21 protein-coding genes and 1 tRNA gene are annotated in these 20,741 nt (G+C 71.2%); 14 read left to right on the forward strand and 8 right to left on the reverse strand.

Annotation, left to right across the window (positions count from 1 at the left end):
* Positions 1-88: 88 nt before the first annotated feature.
* The 4 genes from KLO01_RS08795 to KLO01_RS08810 all read left to right on the forward strand — a co-directional run bounded on the left by KLO01_RS08795 (position 89) and on the right by KLO01_RS08810 (position 5,071).
* Complete coding sequence (locus tag KLO01_RS08795; RefSeq protein WP_147064230.1) at positions 89-1,372, forward strand: aspartate kinase; 1,284 nt, start codon at positions 89-91, stop codon at positions 1,370-1,372.
* Between the two features lie 17 nt (positions 1,373-1,389).
* Positions 1,390-2,475: an aspartate-semialdehyde dehydrogenase gene (locus KLO01_RS08800; RefSeq protein WP_147064232.1), complete on the forward strand. Its 1,086-nt coding sequence runs from the start codon at positions 1,390-1,392 to the stop codon at positions 2,473-2,475.
* A gap of 411 nt (positions 2,476-2,886) precedes the next feature.
* Positions 2,887-3,786 carry a LytR C-terminal domain-containing protein gene (locus KLO01_RS08805; protein ID WP_147064233.1) on the forward strand — a complete coding sequence of 300 codons (900 nt, stop codon included), beginning with the start codon at positions 2,887-2,889 and terminating at the stop codon, positions 3,784-3,786.
* A gap of 85 nt (positions 3,787-3,871) precedes the next feature.
* The gene (locus KLO01_RS08810) at positions 3,872-5,071 is read left to right on the forward strand and encodes a pyrophosphate--fructose-6-phosphate 1-phosphotransferase (protein WP_147064235.1); all 1,200 of its coding nucleotides are present in this window, start codon (positions 3,872-3,874) and stop codon (positions 5,069-5,071) included.
* A 29-nt stretch (positions 5,072-5,100) separates the two neighbouring features.
* Here KLO01_RS08810 and KLO01_RS08815 read toward each other — a convergent pair whose 3' ends face one another.
* Positions 5,101-6,312 (reverse strand): oxygenase MpaB family protein, encoded by a 1,212-nt coding sequence (locus KLO01_RS08815; protein ID WP_147064237.1) that lies wholly within the window; start codon positions 6,310-6,312, stop codon positions 5,101-5,103.
* A gap of 125 nt (positions 6,313-6,437) precedes the next feature.
* Between KLO01_RS08815 and KLO01_RS08820 the strand changes: the two genes are divergently transcribed.
* Together KLO01_RS08820 and KLO01_RS08825 are read left to right on the forward strand one after the other, a co-directional pair.
* Complete coding sequence (locus KLO01_RS08820) at positions 6,438-7,406, forward strand: hypothetical protein (RefSeq protein WP_147064239.1); 969 nt, start codon at positions 6,438-6,440, stop codon at positions 7,404-7,406.
* Between the two features lie 85 nt (positions 7,407-7,491).
* Positions 7,492-8,760 carry an AGE family epimerase/isomerase gene (locus tag KLO01_RS08825; protein ID WP_147064241.1) on the forward strand — a complete coding sequence of 423 codons (1,269 nt, stop codon included), beginning with the start codon at positions 7,492-7,494 and terminating at the stop codon, positions 8,758-8,760.
* A gap of 65 nt (positions 8,761-8,825) precedes the next feature.
* Here the strand turns inward: KLO01_RS08825 and KLO01_RS08830 are convergent.
* Positions 8,826-8,902, reverse strand: a tRNA-Pro gene (locus KLO01_RS08830).
* Between the two features lie 79 nt (positions 8,903-8,981).
* The gene (locus KLO01_RS08835) at positions 8,982-9,923 is read right to left on the reverse strand and encodes a metallophosphoesterase (protein WP_147064243.1); all 942 of its coding nucleotides are present in this window, start codon (positions 9,921-9,923) and stop codon (positions 8,982-8,984) included.
* Between the two features lie 43 nt (positions 9,924-9,966).
* Here KLO01_RS08835 and KLO01_RS08840 point away from each other — a divergent pair, with 43 nt between their 5' ends.
* Positions 9,967-10,428 (forward strand): GatB/YqeY domain-containing protein, encoded by a 462-nt coding sequence (locus tag KLO01_RS08840; RefSeq protein ID WP_147064245.1) that lies wholly within the window; start codon positions 9,967-9,969, stop codon positions 10,426-10,428.
* Between the two features lie 57 nt (positions 10,429-10,485).
* Here the strand turns inward: KLO01_RS08840 and KLO01_RS08845 are convergent, their stop codons facing one another.
* Positions 10,486-12,936, reverse strand: coding sequence for a penicillin-binding protein (locus KLO01_RS08845; protein WP_147064247.1), 2,451 nt, complete (start codon positions 12,934-12,936; stop codon positions 10,486-10,488).
* Between the two features lie 209 nt (positions 12,937-13,145).
* Here KLO01_RS08845 and KLO01_RS08850 point away from each other — a divergent pair, with 209 nt between their 5' ends.
* Positions 13,146-13,454, forward strand: a complete 309-nt coding sequence (locus KLO01_RS08850) for a WhiB family transcriptional regulator (protein ID WP_147064249.1) — start codon at positions 13,146-13,148, stop codon at positions 13,452-13,454.
* 80 nt (positions 13,455-13,534) lie between these two features.
* Here KLO01_RS08850 and bagB read toward each other — a convergent pair whose 3' ends face one another.
* Entirely contained in the window at positions 13,535-14,695 is a 1,161-nt protein-coding gene (gene bagB / locus KLO01_RS08855) for an ArsA family ATPase (protein ID WP_147064251.1), read from the reverse strand.
* Positions 14,695-15,714 (reverse strand): ATPase BagA, encoded by a 1,020-nt coding sequence (gene bagA / locus KLO01_RS08860; protein ID WP_147064253.1) that lies wholly within the window; start codon positions 15,712-15,714, stop codon positions 14,695-14,697. The genes bagB and bagA overlap by 1 nt, the downstream gene beginning before the upstream one ends.
* 38 nt (positions 15,715-15,752) lie before the next feature.
* Between bagA and sp36 the strand changes: the two genes are divergently transcribed.
* The 4 genes from sp36 (at position 15,753) to KLO01_RS08880 (ending at position 18,035) form a co-directional block, all read left to right on the forward strand.
* Positions 15,753-15,911 carry a Sp36 family protein gene (sp36, locus tag KLO01_RS08865; protein WP_147064255.1) on the forward strand — a complete coding sequence of 53 codons (159 nt, stop codon included), beginning with the start codon at positions 15,753-15,755 and terminating at the stop codon, positions 15,909-15,911.
* A gap of 2 nt (positions 15,912-15,913) precedes the next feature.
* On the forward strand, positions 15,914-16,387 hold the full coding sequence (locus KLO01_RS08870) for a RidA family protein (protein ID WP_147064257.1): 474 nt from the start codon (positions 15,914-15,916) through the stop codon (positions 16,385-16,387).
* 15 nt (positions 16,388-16,402) lie between these two features.
* The gene (locus tag KLO01_RS08875) at positions 16,403-17,101 is read left to right on the forward strand and encodes an NUDIX hydrolase (RefSeq protein WP_147064259.1); all 699 of its coding nucleotides are present in this window, start codon (positions 16,403-16,405) and stop codon (positions 17,099-17,101) included.
* A 139-nt stretch (positions 17,102-17,240) separates the two neighbouring features.
* The gene (locus tag KLO01_RS08880; RefSeq protein ID WP_147064260.1) at positions 17,241-18,035 is read left to right on the forward strand and encodes an MBL fold metallo-hydrolase; all 795 of its coding nucleotides are present in this window, start codon (positions 17,241-17,243) and stop codon (positions 18,033-18,035) included.
* A 19-nt stretch (positions 18,036-18,054) separates the two neighbouring features.
* Here the strand turns inward: KLO01_RS08880 and KLO01_RS08885 are convergent, their stop codons facing one another.
* The gene (locus tag KLO01_RS08885; RefSeq protein ID WP_147064262.1) at positions 18,055-18,732 is read right to left on the reverse strand and encodes a Crp/Fnr family transcriptional regulator; all 678 of its coding nucleotides are present in this window, start codon (positions 18,730-18,732) and stop codon (positions 18,055-18,057) included.
* A 77-nt stretch (positions 18,733-18,809) separates the two neighbouring features.
* Between KLO01_RS08885 and nth the strand changes: the two genes are divergently transcribed.
* Both nth and KLO01_RS08895 read left to right on the forward strand, forming a co-directional pair.
* Positions 18,810-19,604 (forward strand): endonuclease III, encoded by a 795-nt coding sequence (gene nth / locus KLO01_RS08890; protein ID WP_186828021.1) that lies wholly within the window; start codon positions 18,810-18,812, stop codon positions 19,602-19,604.
* Positions 19,601-20,266 (forward strand): NUDIX hydrolase, encoded by a 666-nt coding sequence (locus KLO01_RS08895; RefSeq protein ID WP_246136126.1) that lies wholly within the window; start codon positions 19,601-19,603, stop codon positions 20,264-20,266. Before nth ends, KLO01_RS08895 begins: the two co-directional genes overlap by 4 nt.
* Positions 20,267-20,304: 38 nt before the next feature.
* On the opposite strand, the gene KLO01_RS08900 is transcribed toward KLO01_RS08895, so the two are convergent.
* Positions 20,305-20,691, reverse strand: coding sequence for a phage holin family protein (locus tag KLO01_RS08900; RefSeq protein ID WP_147064265.1), 387 nt, complete (start codon positions 20,689-20,691; stop codon positions 20,305-20,307).
* Positions 20,692-20,741: the final 50 nt, after the last annotated feature.

A 20,741-nucleotide genomic window follows, 5' to 3' on the forward strand; every position in this document is an offset into this window, starting at 1 on the left:
GGCATACGGGCGTCCGTCCGGCCTCCCGGACACGTCGTTAGACTCGCAGCCGTCCGGAACCACGCGATCCAACCGACTGGGAGTCCTCGTGCCCATCGTCGTCCAGAAGTACGGCGGCTCCTCGCTCGCCGATGCCGAGAGCATCAAGCGGGTCGCCCGCCGCATCGCGGAGACGCGCAAGGCCGGCAACGACGTCGTCGTGGCCGTGTCCGCCATGGGCGACTCCACGGACGAGCTGGTCGACCTCGCCCAGGACGTGAGCCCGCTGCCGCCGCCGCGCGAGCTCGACATGCTCATGACCGCCGGCGAGCGGATCAGCATGGCCCTCGTCGCCATGGCGATCCACGACCTCGGCCTCAGCGCCCGCTCCTTCACCGGCAGCCAGGCCGGCGTCATCACCGACGAGGCGCACGGCAAGGCCAAGATCATCGACGTCACCCCGGGCCGGATCACCGAGGCGCTCGACAAGGGCCACGTCGTCATCGTCGCGGGCTTCCAGGGCGTGAGCCAGACGACCAAGGAGATCACCACCCTGGGTCGTGGCGGCACCGACACGACAGCCGTTGCGCTCGCTGCGGCGCTCAAGGCCGATGTGTGCGAGATCTACACCGATGTCGACGGCGTCTTCACCGCCGACCCGCGCATCGTCCCGAGGGCCCGCAAGATCGACCGCATCTCGGCCGAGGAGATGCTCGAGCTCGCCGCGTGCGGCTCCAAGGTCCTGCACCTGCGCAGCGTCGAGTACGCCCGCCGCTACGACATCCCCATCCACGTCCGTTCCTCCTTCACGCCGAAGGAGGGCACGATCGTCACCGACCAGCCCGGCCCCGAGGGCCTCGAAGGAGAAGCCGTGGAAGCCCCGATCATCGCCGGTGTCGCGCACGACCGCAGCGAGGCCAAGATCACCGTCGTCGGTGTCCCCGACCAGAAGGGCAACGCGGCCGAGATCTTCCAGGCCGTCGCCGCGGCCGAGGCCAACATCGACATGATCGTCCAGAACGTCTCGGCGGCCGACACGGGCCTCACCGACATCTCCTTCACGCTGCCCAAGACCGACGGCCAGGGCGCGATGGAGGCGCTGCAGGCGATCCAGGCCGCGGTGGGCTTCAGCGGCCTCCAGTACGACGACCAGATCGGCAAGCTCTCGCTCGTCGGCGCGGGGATGCGGTCCAACCCCGGTGTCTCGGCGACGTTCTTCCGCGCGCTCGCGGACGCGGGGGTCAACATCGAGATGATCTCGACGTCCGAGATCCGCATCTCGGTCGTGACCCGCAGCGAGCTGCTCGACGAGGCCGTCCGGGCGGTGCACACCGCGTTCGGGCTCGACTCCGAGGAGGGCGAGGCGGTCGTCTACGCCGGGACCGGACGCTGAGCGTCGGAACGGATCGGATGAGCACCGTGTCACCTCCACCCACCCTTGCCATCGTCGGCGCCACCGGGGCCGTGGGCACCGTCGTGCGCGACGTCCTGCCCATGCGTCGCCACGCCTGGGGAGACGTGCGCCTCGCCGCGGGGGCCGAGGACGTCGGTTCCGTATGCCGTGTGGCCGGCGAGGACCTCACCGTCCAGGCCCTGACCCCTGAGTTCTTCAACGGCGTCGACGTCGCCGTGGTCGACATCCCCCCGGAGATCTCCGCCGAGTGGGCCGGCGTGGCCGTGGAGCGCGGTGCCGTCGTCATCGACAACAGCCCGACGTTCCGCCGCGACCCGCAGGTGCCGCTCGTCGTTCCCGAGATCAACCCCGAGGCCGTCAACGAGCGCCCTCGCGGCATCATCGCCAACCCGGGCGCGACCGTGATGACGATGATCGACGTCCTCGCCGTGCTGCACTCCCACTGGGAGCTCACGGAGCTCGTCGTCACGAGCTTCCAGGCGGCGTCGGGCCTGGGCCGGGCCGGCATGTCACGCCTCCACGACGAGATGGCCGTCGTCGGCGGCAGGCGCGAGCTCGGCATGGCGCCCGGTGACGTGCGGCGGATCATCGAGCACGAGCTCGGCCCGAGCATGTTCGGTGGGCCGCTCGCCCTCAACGTCCTGCCCTTCGCGGGCTCGCACGTCGGTGACGGCTGGAGCTCGGAGGAGTCCAAGATCCGCCAGGAGACGCGCAAGATCCTCGGCATGCCCGACCTGCGGGTCTCGGCGACGTGCGTGCGCGTGCCGGTCGTGTCGACGCACTCGGTCTCGGTCCACGCGACCTTCGCCAAGCCGATCCAGGTCGACAAGGCGAGGCAGGCCCTCGTCGAGGCGCCGGCCGTCGTCGTCATGGACGACCCCGAGCACGGCGACTTCCCGACGCCGGTCGACATCGTCGGCGCCGACCCGCGGTTCGTGGGGCGGATGCGCCAGGCGATCGACTTCCCACGCACGCTCGACCTCTTCGTCTGCGGCGACAACCTGCGCAAGGGCGCGGCCCTCAACATGCTCCAGACCGCCGAGCTCGTCGCCGCGACGCTCTCACCGGTCCAGCCGGTCTAGAGGTCCAGCCGGTCCAGAGGTCCAGCCGGTCCTGCCGTCGTCGTTACCGGCGCGCGGCCTCGCCGCCACGGCAGGCGCCCGGGTCTCGCGCGCGGGCGCCCCTTGACCCCGGCGTGACCTCCTGTCCTCGTGCCGGACACCTTGGTCTGCGACCCTGCGCGGACCGCGGGGGGTTGCGGTCGCCGGGGTCGTGCTCCAGATCGAGTCTCGTTTGGGTGACGACCTTGGCGTGTTACTCGTGTGACTGGTGTGACTCATGGTGAAATTCATCCACGCGGTTGTGGGACCGCCGTCGGTCGTGAGGTGTGAGGAGTGGTCGTGTTCAGGAATCGGACGTCATCGCCCGGCCGCGAGTCGCTGCCCCGGCGCACGGGTCGCGCCGCCCGCGACCTCGGTCGACGGAGCCTGGGGATGACGCGTGACACCGTCCACAAGGAGCTGCTCGAGCGCGCCCGTGCGCAGGAGGAGCTCACCGACGACCAGATCTGGCGTCGCTACCAGTTCCGCCACCTCGCCGCCTTCATCACCATCCCGGCCGTCCTCCTCGGCACCGCGAGCATCGCCACGGCATACGGCACCGGGCTCATGTCCAACGAGCCCGCCAAGGTCGCGTGCCAGCCGGTCGTCGTCCCCGCGCCCGACCCGGCGTCGTTCCACATCAAGGTCCTCAACACCTCCGGGGTCAACGGCGCCGCCCACGCGGTCGGCAAGGACCTCACCCGCCGCGGGTTCACCGTCGTCGAGGCCTCCACCGCCCCGCGCACCCTCTACGTCAAGGCGCCCGTCCGGATCTACTACGGCAAGGCCGGTCTCGACCAGGCCCTGCTCGCCGCCCAGACCGTCGCCGGGGCCGAGCTCGAGTTCGACGGTCGCTCCGGCACCTCCATCTCGTTCGTCCTCGGTGCCGAGTTCACGACGATGCTGCCCGCGCCGCCGCCCAAGCCGCCGGCCCAGAAGTCCTACAAGGTCAACGTCTACAACGCCACGTGGAAGCCCGGCCTGGCCAAGGCCGCCATGGCCGAGCTCGTGGCTCGCGGGTTCACCCCCGGCAAGCAGGGCAACGACCCCGACCACTCGTTCCTGCCCGACGACGTCGCCGTCATCCGCCACGGGCCCGACGCCGACCTCGCCGCCGCACAGGTCGCCCGCCACATCAAGGGCGCGGTCCTGAGCGAGGTCCCCCGCAACAACATGGTCATCGACGTCGTCCTCGGCAACAAGTTCGAGCAGGTCACGCCCTCGGCCGAGCTGCCCCCGCGCGAGGCCGTGCGCAAGGACCCACCCCCGACCGTCTCGCGGCCCTGCGACTGACCCGCAAACGATCCGCAGTCGGCCGGGCGTCCACGAGTCGGGCACGCCCTGACTGTGCCGCCGGTCACACTGAGAGACTGTGCGCATGGCTGTCCAGACCGTTGCCCTGCTCACCGCCGGTGGCCTCGCGCCCTGCCTGTCGTCCGCCGTGGGCGGGTTGATCGAGCGCTACACCGCGATCGCTCCCGACGTGCGGATCATTGCGTACCAGAACGGGTATGCCGGCCTGCTCACCGGCCGTTCGGTGGAGGTCACCCCGGAGGTCCGTGAGGGTGCGGCACTCCTCCACCGGTTCGGTGGCTCGCCCATCGGCAACAGCCGGGTCAAGCTCACCAACGTCGAGGACTGCGTGAGGCGCGGACTCGTCACGGAGGGTCAGGACCCGTTGCACGTCGCGGCCGAGCAGCTGACGGCCGACGGCGTCGACGTGCTGCACACCATCGGCGGGGACGACACGAACACCACGGCAGCCGACCTCGCGGCATACCTCGCCTCGAACGACTACCCGCTCACCGTGGTGGGCCTGCCCAAGACGATCGACAACGACGTCATCCCGATCCGGCAGTCGCTCGGCGCGTGGACCGCGGCCGAGCAGGGCGCGCTGTTCGCGCGCAACGTGCTCGCCGAGCACTCCTCCAACCCGCGGATGCTCATCATCCACGAGGTCATGGGGCGGCACTGCGGCTGGCTCACGGCCGAGACGGCCCGGCGGCACCACGCGTGGGTGGGGGAGCAGGAGTGGCTGCCCGGCATCGGCCTGGACTCGCGTCGCTGGGACGTGCACGCCGTCTTCGTCCCCGAGGCGCACATCGACCTCGCGGCCGAGAGCGCGCGGCTCAAGGCGGTCATGGACGAGATCGGCTGCGTCAACATCTTCCTGTCCGAGGGGGCCGGGGTGAGCGAGGTCGTCGCCGAGCTCGAGGCCAGCGGCCAGGAGGTGCCCGTCGACCCGTTCGGCCATGTCCAGCTCGACAAGGTCAACCCCGGCGCGTGGTTCGGCAAGCAGTTCGCGCAGCGACTCGGCGCAGAGAAGGTCATGGTCCAGAAGTCCGGCTACTTCTCGCGCTCGGCCGCCGCCAACGAGGAGGACCTCGCCCTCATCCGGCGCTGCACCGACTACGCCGTGGACGCCGCCCTGCGCGGCGAGTCCGGGGTCGTGGGCGAGGACGAGGAGCGCGGTGACGAGCTGCGTGCGGTCGAGTTCCCGCGGATCGCCGGCGGCAAGGCGTTCGACGCCTCCGTGCCGTGGTTCGTCGAGCTCAAGGAGTCGATCGACCAGACCTGACGCGGGCCGGGTGGTGACGCGTCGTGCCCTCACCCACCGGTGCGGGCGGGGTGCGGCGCGCCCGTCGAGGGGGAGTCGTCCACCATCTCGTGCGTCACGCCGTAGGTCGTGCGCAGGCGCACCTCCTGCCGGTCGGTGTAGGCCTCGCCGCGCCGGCGCCGCCACTCCACGAGTGCGGGTACGCGGTCCATCGCCCGGTTGACCACGCCGAACGGTCGACCGAGCCCGGCGACGACGGGTCCGACCCGGGACGGGGGCACGCCGAGGTCGTCGGCGATGTCGTCGCCCAGGAAGAGGCGCTCGAGGCCGTGGACGGTGGTCGGCGACCACCGCCGGAACGGCCCGAGGAGGAGGTCGAGCTCGGGCACGAGGAACTCGGTGTTGATCCCGCGCACGAGGGCCCGGCAGAAGTCCTCCACCGGCGGGCGCGTCATGAGGTGCAGCTCCTCGAGCGCCTCCTGGTCGGCCTGCGTCGCGGGCAGCAGGTCCGGGACGACACCGAGCAGGTGGCCGAGGTAGCGCCAGCGGGCGTAGTGGCCGTCGGCGACCTCGTGGGGACGGAAGTGCACGCCGACGCGTGCCAGGGCCCGGATGACGATGAGGCAGAACTCGTCGACCGTGTAGGCGAGGTGGGCCTGCGAGATCGGCTCGCCCCAGGCCTCGAGGTCCCAGGCCGGGTCGTCGCGCAGGTGGCGGCGCACGAAGGCGTGGATCATCCGCACACGCACGGTGCGCTCGAAGCCGGGGGAGAACCTCCCCAGGCCCCCGGGTCTCGTCACCGCGCGCAGCCACGTCGCCACCTCGATGGTGCGCATGCCGGCGCTCTCGACGTAGCGGCCGGTCATCGCCAGCGGGCGCGAGGCGGTCGGGTTGGCATACCCGACGAGGAGCGAGGCCGCACCCAGGACGATGCCCGTCTCGCGGCTGTGGCGCGCGAGGTCGCGGACGCCCGCATCGATCGCCGGGAGGTCGACCCACTCGGGCACGTCGTCGAGCTGGGCGAAGAGTGCCACGAGGCTCGCGGGCGCGTCGGGGACCGTGTCGATGCCGTCGGCGAGCGCCTGTCGCAGCAGTCGCATGAAGCGTCCGCGACCGATCCGGGCGGCCTCGTCGGCGCAGGCGTCCGCGAGCGGGTCGCCGACCCACATGCCCGCGAGGTAGGCCGACCCGAGCGTGCTGTGGCGGGCGACCGCCTCGGTCGCGTTGCGCACGCTCGTCGGTGGGGCGGGTGCCTCGGCCACCCTCCGAGCGTACGAGCGAAGGGCTACGGGCGGAAGAGCCCGGGAGTCAGCGAGCGACGAGTATCTGGAGCCCTTCTCGCGGCTCCTCTCTGACGCCACACTGGGAACGAGGAGAGGAGCAGGTCATGGTCAACGTGCCAGCCGAGGTGCCTGAGATGCCGGAGGTGCCAGCCGTCCCGGGCGTGGCCCAGATCATCACACCGCCGACCGTGCGGGCCAGCGCGTCCGTGCGCACCTACCGCTACCTGCGGCTCAGCCTCGTGGGGCTCGTCGTGCTCCTGCTGTTCTGCGTGTGGCTCGAGCGGCTCGGGGGTCTGGAGGCCAACCGACACCTCGGGTCGATCAGTGCCTACTACTACACGCCGGCCCGCAGCGTCTTCGTCGGAGCACTCGTGGCCATCGGCATCAGCCTCGTCGCCATCGTCGGCCGTCGCGGGTTCGAGGACACGGCGCTCAACATCGCCGGGATGCTCGCACCCGTCGTGGCCATGGTGCCGACGCCACGGGGCGCCGGGGGTGCGCCGTGCGACCCGGACGGTCGCTGCTCGGTGCCGCCGGAGTTCGTGCCGTCGGTCGTCAACAACATCTGGGGTCTCGTCGCGCTGGGCGTCCTCGGACTCGCTCTCGGTGGGTGGGTCGTCGTGGCCCGGCGGCAGTCCTCGCGGGCGACCCGGATCGGCTTCTTCCTCGCCGCCGGGGTGTTCGTCGCGTTCTTCCTCTGGTTCCGGTTCGGGCGGGACTCCTTCCTCGACACCGCCCACTTCGGCGCCGCGGTGCCCCTGTTCGGCCTCATCACCGCCGTGGCGTTCGTCAACGCCCGCAAGGCCCGTGGCCGCCGCGACCGGGCCGGCGACGCGAAGGCCGCGCGGGCCTATGCGTCGGTCTACGGCGGGGTCGCCCTCGTCATGGCCGTGACCTTCGGCGCCGCCATCGTGCTCGCGCTCATGGACCAGCTGGGTGGCGGCGGGACACCGGACGAGTGGGTGCTGTGGGTCGAGGTCGTCCTGCTCGTGTCGTTCGCCGTCTTCTGGGTGACCCAGACGTTCGACTTCTGGACCGACGGCCTGCCGGAGGAGGCGGCTGTCCGGACCTGACACCTTCGAGGGTTCCTGCTCGCTCCACGGCCCGACGAAGGACAATGGGACGGCGCCGGACGGCACGGGAACCTGGAGGAGTGGGATGCACGAGCAGCACGACGGGTCGACCCGTGTGGCAGGGGCCTGGCTGGGGTCCGCCTGGCACGAACGGTGGCTCGAGGCCGAGACCGACCGGCTGCTCGAGTTCGGTCGCGGGTCGCGACTCGCAGACGGCGGCTTCGCACGCCAGGGGGACGACGGGACGGCCCAGGACGGCCCGCTCGAGCTCTGGCTCACGTGCCGGATGACGCACGTCCACTCCCTCGGGCACCTCATGGGCCGGCCCGGGTGCGGTGCGCTCGCCGACCACGGCGTCGCTGCCATCACCACGCTCTTCGCCGACGCCGAGCACGGCGGCTGGTTCTCGCAGGTCGGCCGTGACGGGGTGCCCCGGTCGACGGCCAAGGAGGCCTACCCGCATGCCTTCGTCATCCTCGCCTCCTCGAGCGCCACCGCTGCCGGGCGGCCCGGGGCCGATGCGCTCCTCGCCTCCGCGCTCGACGTGAGCGAGCGCTTCTTCTGGGACGAGGAGCAGGGGATGGCGGTGGAGGAGTGGGACCGCGCGTTCAACGCCCTCGACGGCTACCGCGGCGTCAACGCCAACATGCACACCGTCGAGGCCTACCTCGCCGCCGCTGACGTGACGGGTCAGCGGGTCTGGCTCGACCGCGCGGTCCGCATCCTCGAGCGGGTCGTCCACGGCTGGGCCCGCGAGTGGTCGTGGCGCCTGCCGGAGCACTTCGACGCCACGTGGACCGCGGTGCCCGACTACAACCGCGACCGGCCCGCCGACCCGTTCCGTCCCTTCGGCGCCACGATCGGCCACTGGTTCGAGTGGGCCCGCCTCACGCTCCACGCCCGCGCCGCCCTCACCGCCCTCGGCGACGAGCCCGCCGCGTGGATGCTCGACGACCCGCAGGGCCTCTTCGACGCCGGGGTGCGCGAGGGCTGGGCCGTCGACGGCTCGCCGGGCTTCGTCTACACCGTCGACTTCGAGGGGCAGCCCGTCGTGCGCGAGCGCATGCACTGGGTGGCCGCCGAGGCGATCGGAGCGGCGGCCACGCTGCACCACGCGACGGGCGACCCGGCATACGAGCACTGGTACCGCACGTGGTGGGACTACGTCGACACCGAGGTCATCGACCGGGTGGGCGGCTCCTGGTGGCACGAGCTCAGCCCCGCGGGCGAGGTCTCGCGCACGACGTGGGACACCAAGGCCGACCTCTACCACGCGGTGCAGGCGACGCTCATCCCACGGCTGCCGCTCACCCCGTCGCTCGCCACCGCCCTGCGGGACCTGCCCCGCGACTGAGCCGCCGACCGACCCCGAGCAGCACGAAGGCCCTCCGCTCGCTAAGCGGAGGGCCTTCGTGTCACTGGTCGGGGTGACAGGATTTGAACCTGCGACCTCTTCGTCCCGAACGAAGCGCGCTACCAAGCTGCGCCACACCCCGTGGCTCGTCACTGCCCTTGCAGACGGCGACACCAGAGGATAGCCGACGGTCGCCCACCTCCCGAAATCGGTTCCCGGCGTCAGCGCGCGACGAGGGTGAGCAGCGTCGCCTCGGGGCGACAGGCGAACCGGACGGGAGCGTACGGCGAGGTCCCGAGTCCTGCCGAGACGTGCAGGTATGCCGCCCGCTCGGGTTCCGTGGGCACCTGGCCTCCCGCTCCCGGCCACCACCGCGACAGGCCCTTGGCCCGACCCCGGTCGAGGTCGCAGTTGGTCACCAGGGCGCCGTAGAACGGCACCGCCAGCTGTCCGCCGTGGGTGTGGCCTGCGAGGACGAGCCCGGCGCCGTCGGCGGTCATGGCGTCGAGCACCCGCTGGTAGGGCGCGTGCACGAGACCCACCGTCAGCGCGACGTCGGGGGCAGCGGGTCCGGACACCGCGGCATACCGGTCGTACTCGATGTGCGGGTCGTCGACGCCGACGAGCTCGACGCGGTGCGGACCCATCGTCACCGTCGTGCGCGCGTTGTCGAGGTCGGACCAGCCGCCCGCCCGCAGCCCGGCGACGAGCTCGTCCACGGGCAGGTCGGTGCGCGGGGCCTTGGGTGCCTTGGCATAGCTCGGGGTGAGGTAGCGGGCAGGGTTCTTGGGGACCGGACCGAAGCGGTCGTTGGAGCCGAGCACGAAGGCCCCGGGGAACTCCATGAGCGGCTCCATGGCCCGCAGCAGCGGACCCACGGCGTCGACGTGCGCGAGGTTGTCGCCGGAGTTGACGACGAAGTCCGGTGCGAGCGCGGCGAGGTCACGCACCCACGCGATCTTGCGGCGCTGGTCGGGCATGAGGTGCAGGTCGCTCACCTGGAGAAGGCGCACCGGCTGCGATCCCGCGGGCAGCACCGGCACGGTCTCCTCGCGCAGCGCGAACCAGTTCCGCTCGACGAGCGCTGCGTAGGCCACCCCCGCGACCCCGGTCGCCGCCACTCCGGCCACGGCGGTCAAGGTGGTCCGGATCGGGGAGGTCATCACCCCAGTATCCCGGTTGACGGCGGGTGCGAGACTTGGGGGCATGACCGACACGACTCTCAAGGGGACGCTCCGCAGCGACCTCCACGACGCGATCCGCAGCCAGGACAAGGTCCGCTCCGGCACGCTGCGCATGACGCTCACCGCCATCACCAACGCCGAGGTGGCCGGTGACGAGGCCAAGGAGCTCAGCGACGACGAGGTCCTCAAGGTCATCGCCAAGGAGGCCAAGAAGCGCAAGGAGGCGTCCACGGCATACACCGAGGCGTCCCGCCCCGAGCTCGCCGCGACCGAGGACGCCGAGCTGGCCGTCCTCGAGACCTACCTGCCCAAGCAGCTCGACGACGCCGAGCTCGAGCGCATCGTGCGCGCCGCCGTCGAGAGCTCCGGCGCCACCGGCATGGCGCAGATGGGGCAGGTCATGAAGGCCGCACAGGGCGAGATCGCCGGTCGCGCCGACGGTGGCCGGGTGGCCGCCATCGTCAAGCGGGTCCTCGCCGGCTGAGCCCGCGCCCACGAACGCGATGACCCCCACCGGATCCGGTGGGGGTCATCGCATCGTTCACGGTCGCTTGGGCGGTTTGGTGGGCTTGGCCTTCGGCCCCGGGCCCTGCCCCGGACCGGGCCCGGCCGTCGGTGTCGTCGGCGGGGGCACGACGACCGTGTTCTGAGGCTGCGGGGTGAAGCGCTGCGCGGTCTGCGTCGAGTAGCCGCGCGAGATGAGCAGGGTCACGGTGCCGCCCTTGGGCGCCTTGGCGCTCGGCGTCGTGCTCGCCACCCGACCCTCGCGGACCGAGCTGTCGACCCGGCCCCCGACCTTGACCTTGAAGCCCGCGGCCTCGAGCTTGCCGGTGGCGGTCTCGATGCTGTCGCCGGCGACGGCCGGGAGCACGACGTAGTTGCCGTTGCGCACGGCGGCCGAGGGGGCGGTGAACGGGACGATCGGGAGCCCGTCGGTCGCGGCCTTCATGATCTTGCCCCAGACCGGGCCGGCGACCGTGCCACCGAAGACGCTCTTCTTGTAGCCGTAGCTGCCGAAGGTCTTGCGGTTGAGCGTGAGCAGCTCACCGTTGGCCTTGGCCGGCTTGACGTTGCCGATCCAGACCGAGGCCGCGCGCTGCGGGGTGTAGCCGACGAACCACGACTGGTTGTGGTTGTTCGTCGTGCCCGTCTTGCCCGCCGCCGGACGCTCCTTGACCGTCCACGACCCCTCGGCGGTGCCGCGGCTGTCGTAGAGCGGGCCCTGGAGCAGGGCGTTGACACCGTCGGCGACGTCGGCCCGAATGACCTGCTTGCACGACGTCGGGGGCACCTTGACGACCTTGCCGTTGGACGTCGTGATCGACTCGATCGGGGTGGGCTCGCAGTACTTGCCGCGGGCGGCCAGCGTGGCGTAGGAGGAGGCGATGGTCATCGGCGTGACGACACCGGCGCCGAGGGCCACGGCCGGGATCGCGGTGTCGATCGGCTTGCCGTCACCCTGGTGCAGGCCCATGCGGTTCATCGTCTCGTGCACCTTGCAGGCGCCGAGGTCGATGGTGAGCTGCGCGAACGAGGTATTGATCGACTCGGCGGTCATCTTGGCCAGCGAGAGCGTGCCGCCGCTCTTGTAGTCGTTCTTGACCTCCCACCCCTTGGGGTCGGTGCGGCACTTGTCGTGCATGTCCTTGTTGGTGAAGACGTGCGAGTCCTCGGGGGAAGCCATCGGTGCGGTCACGGTGGCGTCGAGCGGCATCCCGGACTCGAGTGCGGTGACGAGCGCGTACATCTTTGCGGTCGACCCGAACTGGTAGCCGTACTGGCTGCCGCCGTAGCGCTGGTCGACGTTGAGGTTGAGCTGGCTGTCGCCGAAGTCGGTGGCCTGGGCCATGGCGAGGACCTTGCCCGTGCCCGGCTCGAGGACGGTCGACGCGGCACCGAGGTTGCTCTTGTTGCCGATCGGCACGGCGGCGGTGAGCTCACGCATCGTGGCCGTCTGGAGCTTGGTGTCGAGCGTGGTCTTGATCGTCAGGCCGCCCTGGTTGATGTTCTTGAGGCGCTCGGCGGGGGTCTTGCCGAGGACGGCCATCTGCGGCGACTTCTGGAGGTACTCCATCATGTAGGCGCAGAAGAACGGCTGGCTCGAGCGCTGGCAGACGCCCTTGGGGGGCTTGCGGTTGCCGAGCATGTCGGCCACCGGCTGCTTCTTGGCCGCGGTCACGGCGGCGACGGGCGCGAGGTTCAGGGCCTGCATGCGGTCGAGGACGGCGTTGCGCCGGGCCTGCGACTGCTTGGGGTTGATCACCGGGTTGAACTTGGTCGGCTGCTGGACGATGCCGGCGAGGAGCGCGGCCTGGCCCAGGGTGAGCTTGGCGGCGTTGACGCCGAAGTAGTTCTGGGCCGCGGCCTCGACGCCGTAGGCCTGGTCGCCGTAGTAGACGAGGTTGAGGTAGCCCGCGAGGATCTGCTCCTTGGTGTAGTTGCGCTCCACGTCGAGGGCGTACTTGAGCTCCTGCAGCTTGCGCGTGTAGGTCTTGGCGACGGCGGCCTGCGCGGCGTCCTTGTCGTCACGACGCAGGGCGTTCTCCTGGAGCGTGATCTTGACGTACTGCTGGGTGATGGTCGAGGCACCCTGCACGTCACCACTGGAGAAGTTCGACACCATGGCGCGGGTGAAGCCGCGCACGTCGAGGCCGCCGTGCTCGTAGAAGCGGGAGTCCTCGATCGCGATCTGGGCCTTCTGCATCCACGGCGAGATCTTGTCGAGGCTGACGATGATGCGGTTCTCGTCGTAGGGGTTGGCGATAAGCTTGTTGTCGGCGCTGAGGATCTTGGACTGCTGCGCCAGCGGCGACACCGAGAACTCGCTCGGGAGGTCGTTGAACGCCTTGACGCCGCTCGTCGTGGCGCTCCCTCCGGCCCCGATGGCGGGGATGGCGATGCCCGCCATGAGCAGTCCCATGAGGGTGCTCAGGACGACGAGCCCCAGCAGCAGACGGAGCACGTGGGGCAGGTTTTGGGCACGACCTTCCATACCCGCAGGGTAACGCGGCAACATGTGACCCCCTGTTGCGCAGCGCCGGAATCCATCGCTGCACGTCAGACGAGAAAATGGCTAGCAACTAACTAGTTACAAGGAACTATGTGACTAGTCCCCAGAATCGTCATAGCGCAGGTTCCACCTACTGCCTAGTTTTCGGGTAGCGCCATTCGGGAGGGAATGGCCCAGCCAAGGGAAATCGCATGACGATCACTTCAGCTCCTGCCAATGCTTCAGCCAGTACTTCTGACTGGTCCACCCGCGGCACCTGCGTGGGCACCGACCCCGATGCACTCTTCGTCCAGGGGAAGGAGCAGCGCGTCGCCAAGATCGTGTGTCGTGGCTGCCCCGTCGCCCTCGACTGCCTCGCCGATGCCCTCGACAACCGCACCGAGTTCGGCGTCTGGGGAGGGATGACGGAGCGCGAGCGCCGTGCCCTCCTCCGCCGCCACCCCGAGGTCCGTTCCTGGCGGGACGTCCTCAACAAGACGCTGGGTCGCACGCAGAACTGAGACCCACCCGTATGCCGGGTCGGTGCCTTCGCGGCACCGGCCCGGCCTTCTTGTGTCCGGGGGTGTGGGGTGGTGCGGCGTCAGCCGGCGAGCAGCCGGCCGACCTCACGGAGCCCGTCGAGGTCGTGGACGTCGGTGGCCGACGCCGCCACGGTGGACAGCCGCACGTGGGGGTGCGAGGCGGCGAAGCGCGAGACGAACCCGTGCTGGCGGGCCGCCGTCGAGGCGAGGTCGACGTGGAGCGAGAGCAGCCCCGCGGTGAGCGAGTCCTCGTCGCCGGCCTCGGTGAGCTGGCCGAGGCCGTCCTCGGCGCGTGAGGCCGAGAGGGCGCTCGCGCCGAGCGACTGGAGACGGTTGACGACGACGCCGGCGAGCGGCATGCGTTCCTGTCCGAGCCGGTCGACGAAGAAGGCAGCCTCGCGCAGCGCGTCCCGGTCCGGTGAGGCGATGACGACGAACGCCGTCGTGTCCTCCTTGAGCAGGGCGTAGGTGACGTCGGCGCGCTCGCGGAACCCGCCGAACATCGTGTCGAGCGCGGCGACGAACGTCTGGACGTCCTGGAGCATCTGCCCGCCGAGGACCCGGCTCAGGGTGCGCTGGGCCAGGTCGACCCCGACGCTGAACACCTTGAGGTAGGCGCGGCCCCCTGCCTTGGCGGGCGCCATGAGCAGGCGGACGAACCGCCCGTCGAGGAACGAGCCGAGGCGCTTGGGAGCGTCGAGGAAGTCGAGCGCGGAGCGCGACGGGGGAGTGTCGACGACGATGAGGTCCCAGGTGCCGTCGCGCTCGGCCTGCGTGCGCAGCTGACCGAGCTTCTCCATCGCCATGTACTCCTGCGTCCCGGCGAACGAGCTGGAGACGGCCTGGTAGAAGGGGTTCTCGAGGATCTGGGCGGCCTTGTCGGGGGTGGCGTGGGCCTCGACGACCTCGTCGAAGGTCCGCTTCATGTCGAGCATCATCGCGTCGAGGGAGCCACCGTTGCCCAGGTCGACGCCAGCGACCGGTCGCGGGGTGTTGTCGAGCTCGGTGAGTCCGAGGGACTGGGCGAGCCGGCGGGCGGGGTCGATGGTGAGCACGACGACCTTGCGCCCCGACTCGGCGGCGCGGATGCCGAGCGCCGCCGCGGTCGTGGTCTTGCCGACGCCACCGCTACCGCAGCAGACGATGATGCCGACGCCGGGGTCGGCGAGCAGCCCGTCGACATCGAGGCTGGTCGGGGTCGTGGGGGTGCGGGTGGCCATCAGGCGACTCCCTGCGCGAGGAGCTCGTCGGTGAGGACGGCGACGCCGCCCTCCTCGATCCCGTCGGCGAGCGCGGGGAGCTCGATGACGGGCGGTCCGGCGGCGGCGATCTCCTTGGCCATCTCGTCCTGGAGCTCGAGCCGCAGGGCGTGGTCACGACCCTCCTGGACGAGGCCCTTGACCATGGGGCCGGTCGGGCGCAGCCCCGCGGCGGTGAGCTCGGTGCGCAGGAGCTCGTCGAGGTCGTCGTCGGCGCCGTCGAGGGCCGCGAGGTTGGCGGCGGTGAGGCGTGGCTCGCGGATCTGGTTGACGACGAGGGCGCCGATGTGGAGGCCGACGGCCTCGAGGTCGCGCAGGCCGTCGAGGCTCTCCTGCACCGGCATCTCCTCGAGGAGGGTCACCATGTGCACGAGGGTGCGGGGGTCGTGCAGCATCCGGGTGATCGAGTCGGCCTGCGACTTGATCGGGCCCATCCGGGCGACGTCGGCGACGCCGGCGTTGACGTTGAGGAAGCGCACGGCGCGACCGGTCGGGGGCGCGTCGAGGACGACGGCATCGTAGTGGAGCGCGCCGCCCTTGGAGCCTCCGCCGCGTCCACCCCGGGGTCGACCGGCGGCCTCGTAGATCTTGCCGATGAGGAGCACGTCGCGCACGCCCGGTGCGATCGTCGTCGCGAAGTCGATGGCGCCGACCTTCTCGAGCGCCGTGCCCGCCCGGCCGAGCTTGTAGAAGAGCTGGAGGTACTCGAGCAGCGCGGCCTTGGCGTCGACCGACAGGCCCCACAGCTCGCCGCCGCTCGGGTGCGAGACGAGGCGGACCTCGTCGGTGCCGAGCGGGGGGACGTCGAACGTCTGGGAGAGGCCTTGGCGGCCCTCGACCTCGGCGAGGAGGACCCGTTTGCCGGTGCTGGCCAGCGCCAGGGCGAGAGCGGCGGCGACCGTCGTCTTGCCGACCCCGCCCTTGCCGGTGACGACGTGCAGGCGGGCTGCCGAGAGCTCCGCGAGGGTGGATGAGGGCACGGTGCCAGCCTACGTGGGGCGGCACTAGGGTGGGCGTCATGCAGAAGTGGGAGTACGCAACGGTGCCGCTGATGATCCACGCGACGAAGCAGATCCTCGACCAGTGGGGCGAGGACGGCTGGGAGCTCGTGCAGGTCGTGTCCGGCCCTGATGGCAACGGCCTCGTGGCCTACCTCAAGCGTCCGAAGGGAGCCTGACCATGAGTGCAGTCGAGGACCGTCTCGCCGAGCTCGGCCTGACCGTGCCCGAGGTGGCCGCCCCCGTGGCCGCCTACGTCCCCGCCGTCCAGGACGGCTCGCGGATCTTCACGTCCGGCCAGCTGCCGATGGTGTCCGGGCAGCTCGCCGACACCGGCAAGGTCGGCGACGGCGAGGGCCACGTCTCCCCGGAGCGTGCCAAGGAGCTCGCGCAGATCTGCGCGCTCAACGCCATCGCCGCCGTGAAGTCGGTCGTCGGTGACCTCGACAAGGTCGAGCGCGTCGTCAAGGTCGTCGGCTTCGTCGCGTCCGACCCCGCCTTCACCGGCCAGCCCGGCGTCATCAACGGCGCGAGCGAGCTGTTCGGCAAGGCCTTCGGCGACCGCGGCGTCCACGCCCGTTCGGCCGTCGGTGTCTCGGTGCTCCCCCTCGACGCCCCCGTCGAGGTCGAGATCATCGTCCACGTCGCCGACTGAGGCGTTCTTCCTCGTATGCCGTTGCGCGAGTTCGCTGCCCCGCGTTCCGACGCGTGGGTGGCGAACGCGCGCGCCTGGCTCGCGTCCCCGGGTGAGCCGCTGGTGCCCCGGGGCGCCGCGACGGTGCTCGTCGTGCGTGACACGAGCGACGGGCCAGCGGTGTTCGTCCAGCGACGGGTGTCGACGATGGCGTTCGCGCCGTCGATGTACGTCTTTCCCGGCGGCGGTGTCGACCCCGAGGATGCTCGGGCGGTGCTCGACCCGGGTGCGGTGAGCGAGCTGGCTGCCACCATGGGTATCGCCCCCGACGAGGCGGCGCCGCTGCTGTCGGCGGCCGTGCGCGAGGTCGAGGAGGAGTGCGGGCTGCGCCTGTCGGTCCCCGACCTCGTCCCGCGGGCCCACTGGATCACCCCGCCGTTCGAGAAGCGGCGCTACGACACGTGGATCTTCGCGGCAGCACTTCCCGAGGGCCAGCTGGCCGAGGGCGCCTCGACCGAGACCGACCACGACGCGTGGGTGCTTCCGCGAAGCCTGCTCACGGCATACGCCGAAGGGCACGCAGTGATGCTGCCGCCCACCGTGGTCATGCTGGAGCAGCTGGCGGAGTTCGCCTCCGTGGCGGAGTTCCTCGCCGACCGTCCGGTGCTCACCGCCGTCTCGCCCGAGCTCGTCGACCTCGGCGACCGCCTCGTCATGCGTTCCGACATCCCCTGACGGGAGTCGTAGGGGTGTGCCGCGGGGTCGGACACCCATAAGTGTCCAGGGTGGACACCTATAGGTGACCGACCCGATCGAGCACCCCGTGCTAGGCCTGTCTCGTCGGGTCGTCTCTCTCAGGTGGCAGGGTGGGGGAATGAGCGAGCAGGCGTGGACCGGCGGGCAGGTCACCGAACGGGCGCACTGCGTCCTCGCGCCCAACCCGGGGCCGATGACGCTCGACGGCACCAACACCTGGGTCCTGCTCGAGCCTGGTGGCACCGAGGCGGTCGTCATCGATCCCGGGCCGCTCGACGAGGCCCACCTCGCACGGGTCGTCGACACCGTCACCGCTGCCGGCGCCCGCGTCACCGAGACGATCCTCACCCACGGCCACCACGACCACGCCGAGGCGGCACCGCGCTTCGCCGAGCTCACGGGGACGCGTGTCAGGGCCGTCGGGCGCGGCCACGACGACCTCTCCGACGGCTCGGTCATCACCGCCGGGGCGCTCGAGATCCGCGTCGTCGCCACCCCCGGTCACACGAGTGACTCGGTGTCGTTCGCACTCGCAGCCGACCACGCGCTCCTCACCGGTGACACCGTCCTGGGGCGGGGCACCACGGTGGTGGCGCACCCGGATGGCGAGCTCGCGGCATACCTCGCGTCGTTGGACCGGATCGCCGACCTCACCGGCAACGGCCAGGTGACCCGGATCCTGCCCGGCCACGGTCCCGCCGTGCCCGACGCCAGCGCCATGGTCGCGTTCTACCGCACGCACCGTCAGGAGCGGCTCGAGCAGGTGCGGCAGGCGCTCACCGACGGGGCGGCCGGCGAGCCGGACCCGGTCGAGGGCGTGCTGACGCGGGTCTACGCAGACGTACCGCAGGAGGTCTGGCCGGCGGCGCGGATGAGCATCCGGGCGCAGCTGGACTACCTCGGCGTGCGCTGAGGCGGGTCGATCGAGGGCGTCAGCGCGCGCGGCGCTGGAGGCGCTCCATGTCCTGGACGAGCACGGCGCGGGCCTCGAGCTTGAGCCACCCCCGGGTCGCGAAGTCGGCGAGGGCCTTGTTGACCGTCTCGCGGGAGGCGCCGACGAGCTGGGCGAGCTCCTCCTGGGTGAGGTCGTGGCTCACCATGACGCCGCCCTCGACCGGACGGCCGAAGCGGTCGGACAGGTCGATGAGCGCCTTGGCGACGCGGCCGGGGACGTCGGTGAAGACGAGGTCGGCGAGCGACTCGTTGGTGCGGCGCAGGCGACGGGCGAGCGCGGCGAGGAGCGTGGTGGCGACACCGGGGCGCTCTCCGAGGAACGCCTTGAGCTGGTCGTGCGTGAGACCGACGATCTGGGTCTCGGCGACGGCGGTCGCTGTGGCCGTGCGGGGCCCGGGGTCGAACAGGCTGAGCTCGCCGAACATCTCGCCCGGGCCGAGGATCGCGAGGAGGTTCTCGCGACCGTCCGCGGAGGAGCGGCCGAGCTTGATCTTGCCCTCGCCGATGACGTAGAGCCGGTCACCCGGGTCGCCCTCGTGGAAGAGCACGTCGCCGCGCTCCATGTGCTGGGCCGTCATGGACGTGATGAGGCTGTCGGCCGCCTCGTCGTCGAGGGCCGCGAACAAGGGGGCTTTGCGCACGATGTCGTGATCCACGGGCCACAGTGTGCCACGTCGCTCCGCGCCCCGGCGGGCGACGGCGCGGCCCGTCGCCGTCGGTGCTCGGCCGTAGTCTGGCGTGCGTGCCTGCCTCTCCCGCTGCGTATGCCGCAGAGTCACCCGTCGCTCGGACGCGTCGGGCCCGCAAGATCTATCGCGCGCTCGTCGACCGCTATCCCTACGCGCACGCGGAGCTCGACTTCGAGACGCCGCTCCAGCTGCTCGTCGCGACCGTGCTCTCGGCCCAGACCACCGACGTCACGGTCAACAAGGTGACGCCGATCCTGTTCTCCCGCTGGCCGACCGCGCAGGCGCTCGCCGCCGCCGACCGGGTGTCGATGGAGGAGGTGCTCAAGCCGACCGGGTTCTTCCGCGCCAAGACCAACTCCGTCATCACCCTGGGCCAGGCGCTCGTCGAGCGCTTCGATGGTGAGGTGCCGCGCCGGCTCAAGGACCTCGTGACGCTGCCCGGCGTCGGTCGCAAGACCGCCAACGTCGTCCTCGGCAACGCCTTCGACGTGCCCGGCATCACCGTCGACACCCACTTCGGGCGGCTCGCGCGACGGTTCGGCTGGACCGAGGAGACCGACCCGGTCAAGGTCGAGCACGAGATCGGGGCACTCTTCCCGCGCAAGGACTGGGTCATGCTCAGCCACGTCCTGATCTTCCACGGCCGTCGCACCTGCCACGCCCGCAAGCCCGCCTGCGGCGCCTGCCCGGTGGCGCGGTGGTGCCCCTCCTACGGCGAGGGCGAGACCGACCCGGTCAAGGCGCTCACGCTGCTCAAGTACGAGCTGGCCCCCAGCGCCGTGCTGCCGGACCCGCCGCCGGGACCGCTGCCCGGTGAGCGGGCCGAGGAGCCGGCGTGACCGCTCCTCGCCCCGACTGGATGGCGCGGGTCCTCGAGGCCCTCGACGAGGACCAGCCCGCCGCCTTCACGACGTTCGCTCCGCCGGACGACGTCGACCGGCGCTCGGCCGTGCTCATGCTCTTCGGGCCGAGCGCGGACGGCGGCACCGATGTCGTCCTCACCGCTCGGTCGAGGTCGCTGCGGGCGCATCCAGGGCAGGTCTCGTTCCCCGGCGGCCGGGTCGACCCGACCGACTCGGGGCCGGTCGACGCCGCCCTGCGTGAGGCGCAGGAGGAGGTCGGTGTCCTGCCGGCCAGCGTCGACGTCGTCGGGGCCATGCCCGAGCTCTTCCTCACCCCGAGCGGCAACGCCGTGACCCCGGTGCTCGGCTGGTGGCCGGTGCCGGGGCAGGTGAGCGTCGTCGACCCGGGAGAGGTCGAGCGCGTCGAGCGGGTGGCGCTGGACGAGCTGCTCGACCCGGCCCGACGCTTCACGGTGGCCCACCCGTCGGGCTACCGCGGCCCGGGCTTCGAGGCTGGCGGACTGTTCGTCTGGGGTTTCACCGCGCTGCTGCTCGGTGCGGTGTTCGACCTCGCGGGACTCACCCAGCCGTGGGACCCCAAGGTCGAGCGGCCCATTCCCGAGCACGTGCTCTCGGACTGGATGCGCAACCGCACCTGACCCGAACCGGCGCCCGACACCCGCGGCGAGTGCCGGGATCAGGACTTGAGGGTGGCGATCGTCTGCTGGGCCTCGGCGATGGCGCGGCTCGGTGCGGGCTTGGCCTTCTCGAGGGACTTCTTGCCCATGAGGCCGAGGACGCCGGCGACGATGAGCAGGAGGAGGGTCGTGATGCCGTAGCCCGCCCACACCGGCAGCCACACGGCGATGACGCGGGCGATGGTGTGGAACAGGAAGATCAGCCCGAGGAGCCCGACGAAGGCCGCGGCGCCGAGGAGTGCGGCGCCCTTGCCCATGACCTTCGCGCCGGCGGACACCTCGGCCTTGGCCAGGGCGATCTCGCTGCGGACAATGCCCTGCACGTCGTGGGTGGCGTCGGCGACGAGCTGGCCGATGGTCCGCTCGGGTCCGGTTCCGGTTGTCATGCTGCTCACCTTCGCAGGTCGGGAGGCTTTCTGGGCGACTGGAACGACCT

Source organism: Knoellia locipacati, from assembly GCF_007992835.1.
Lineage (GTDB): Bacteria > Actinomycetota > Actinomycetes > Actinomycetales > Dermatophilaceae > Knoellia > Knoellia locipacati.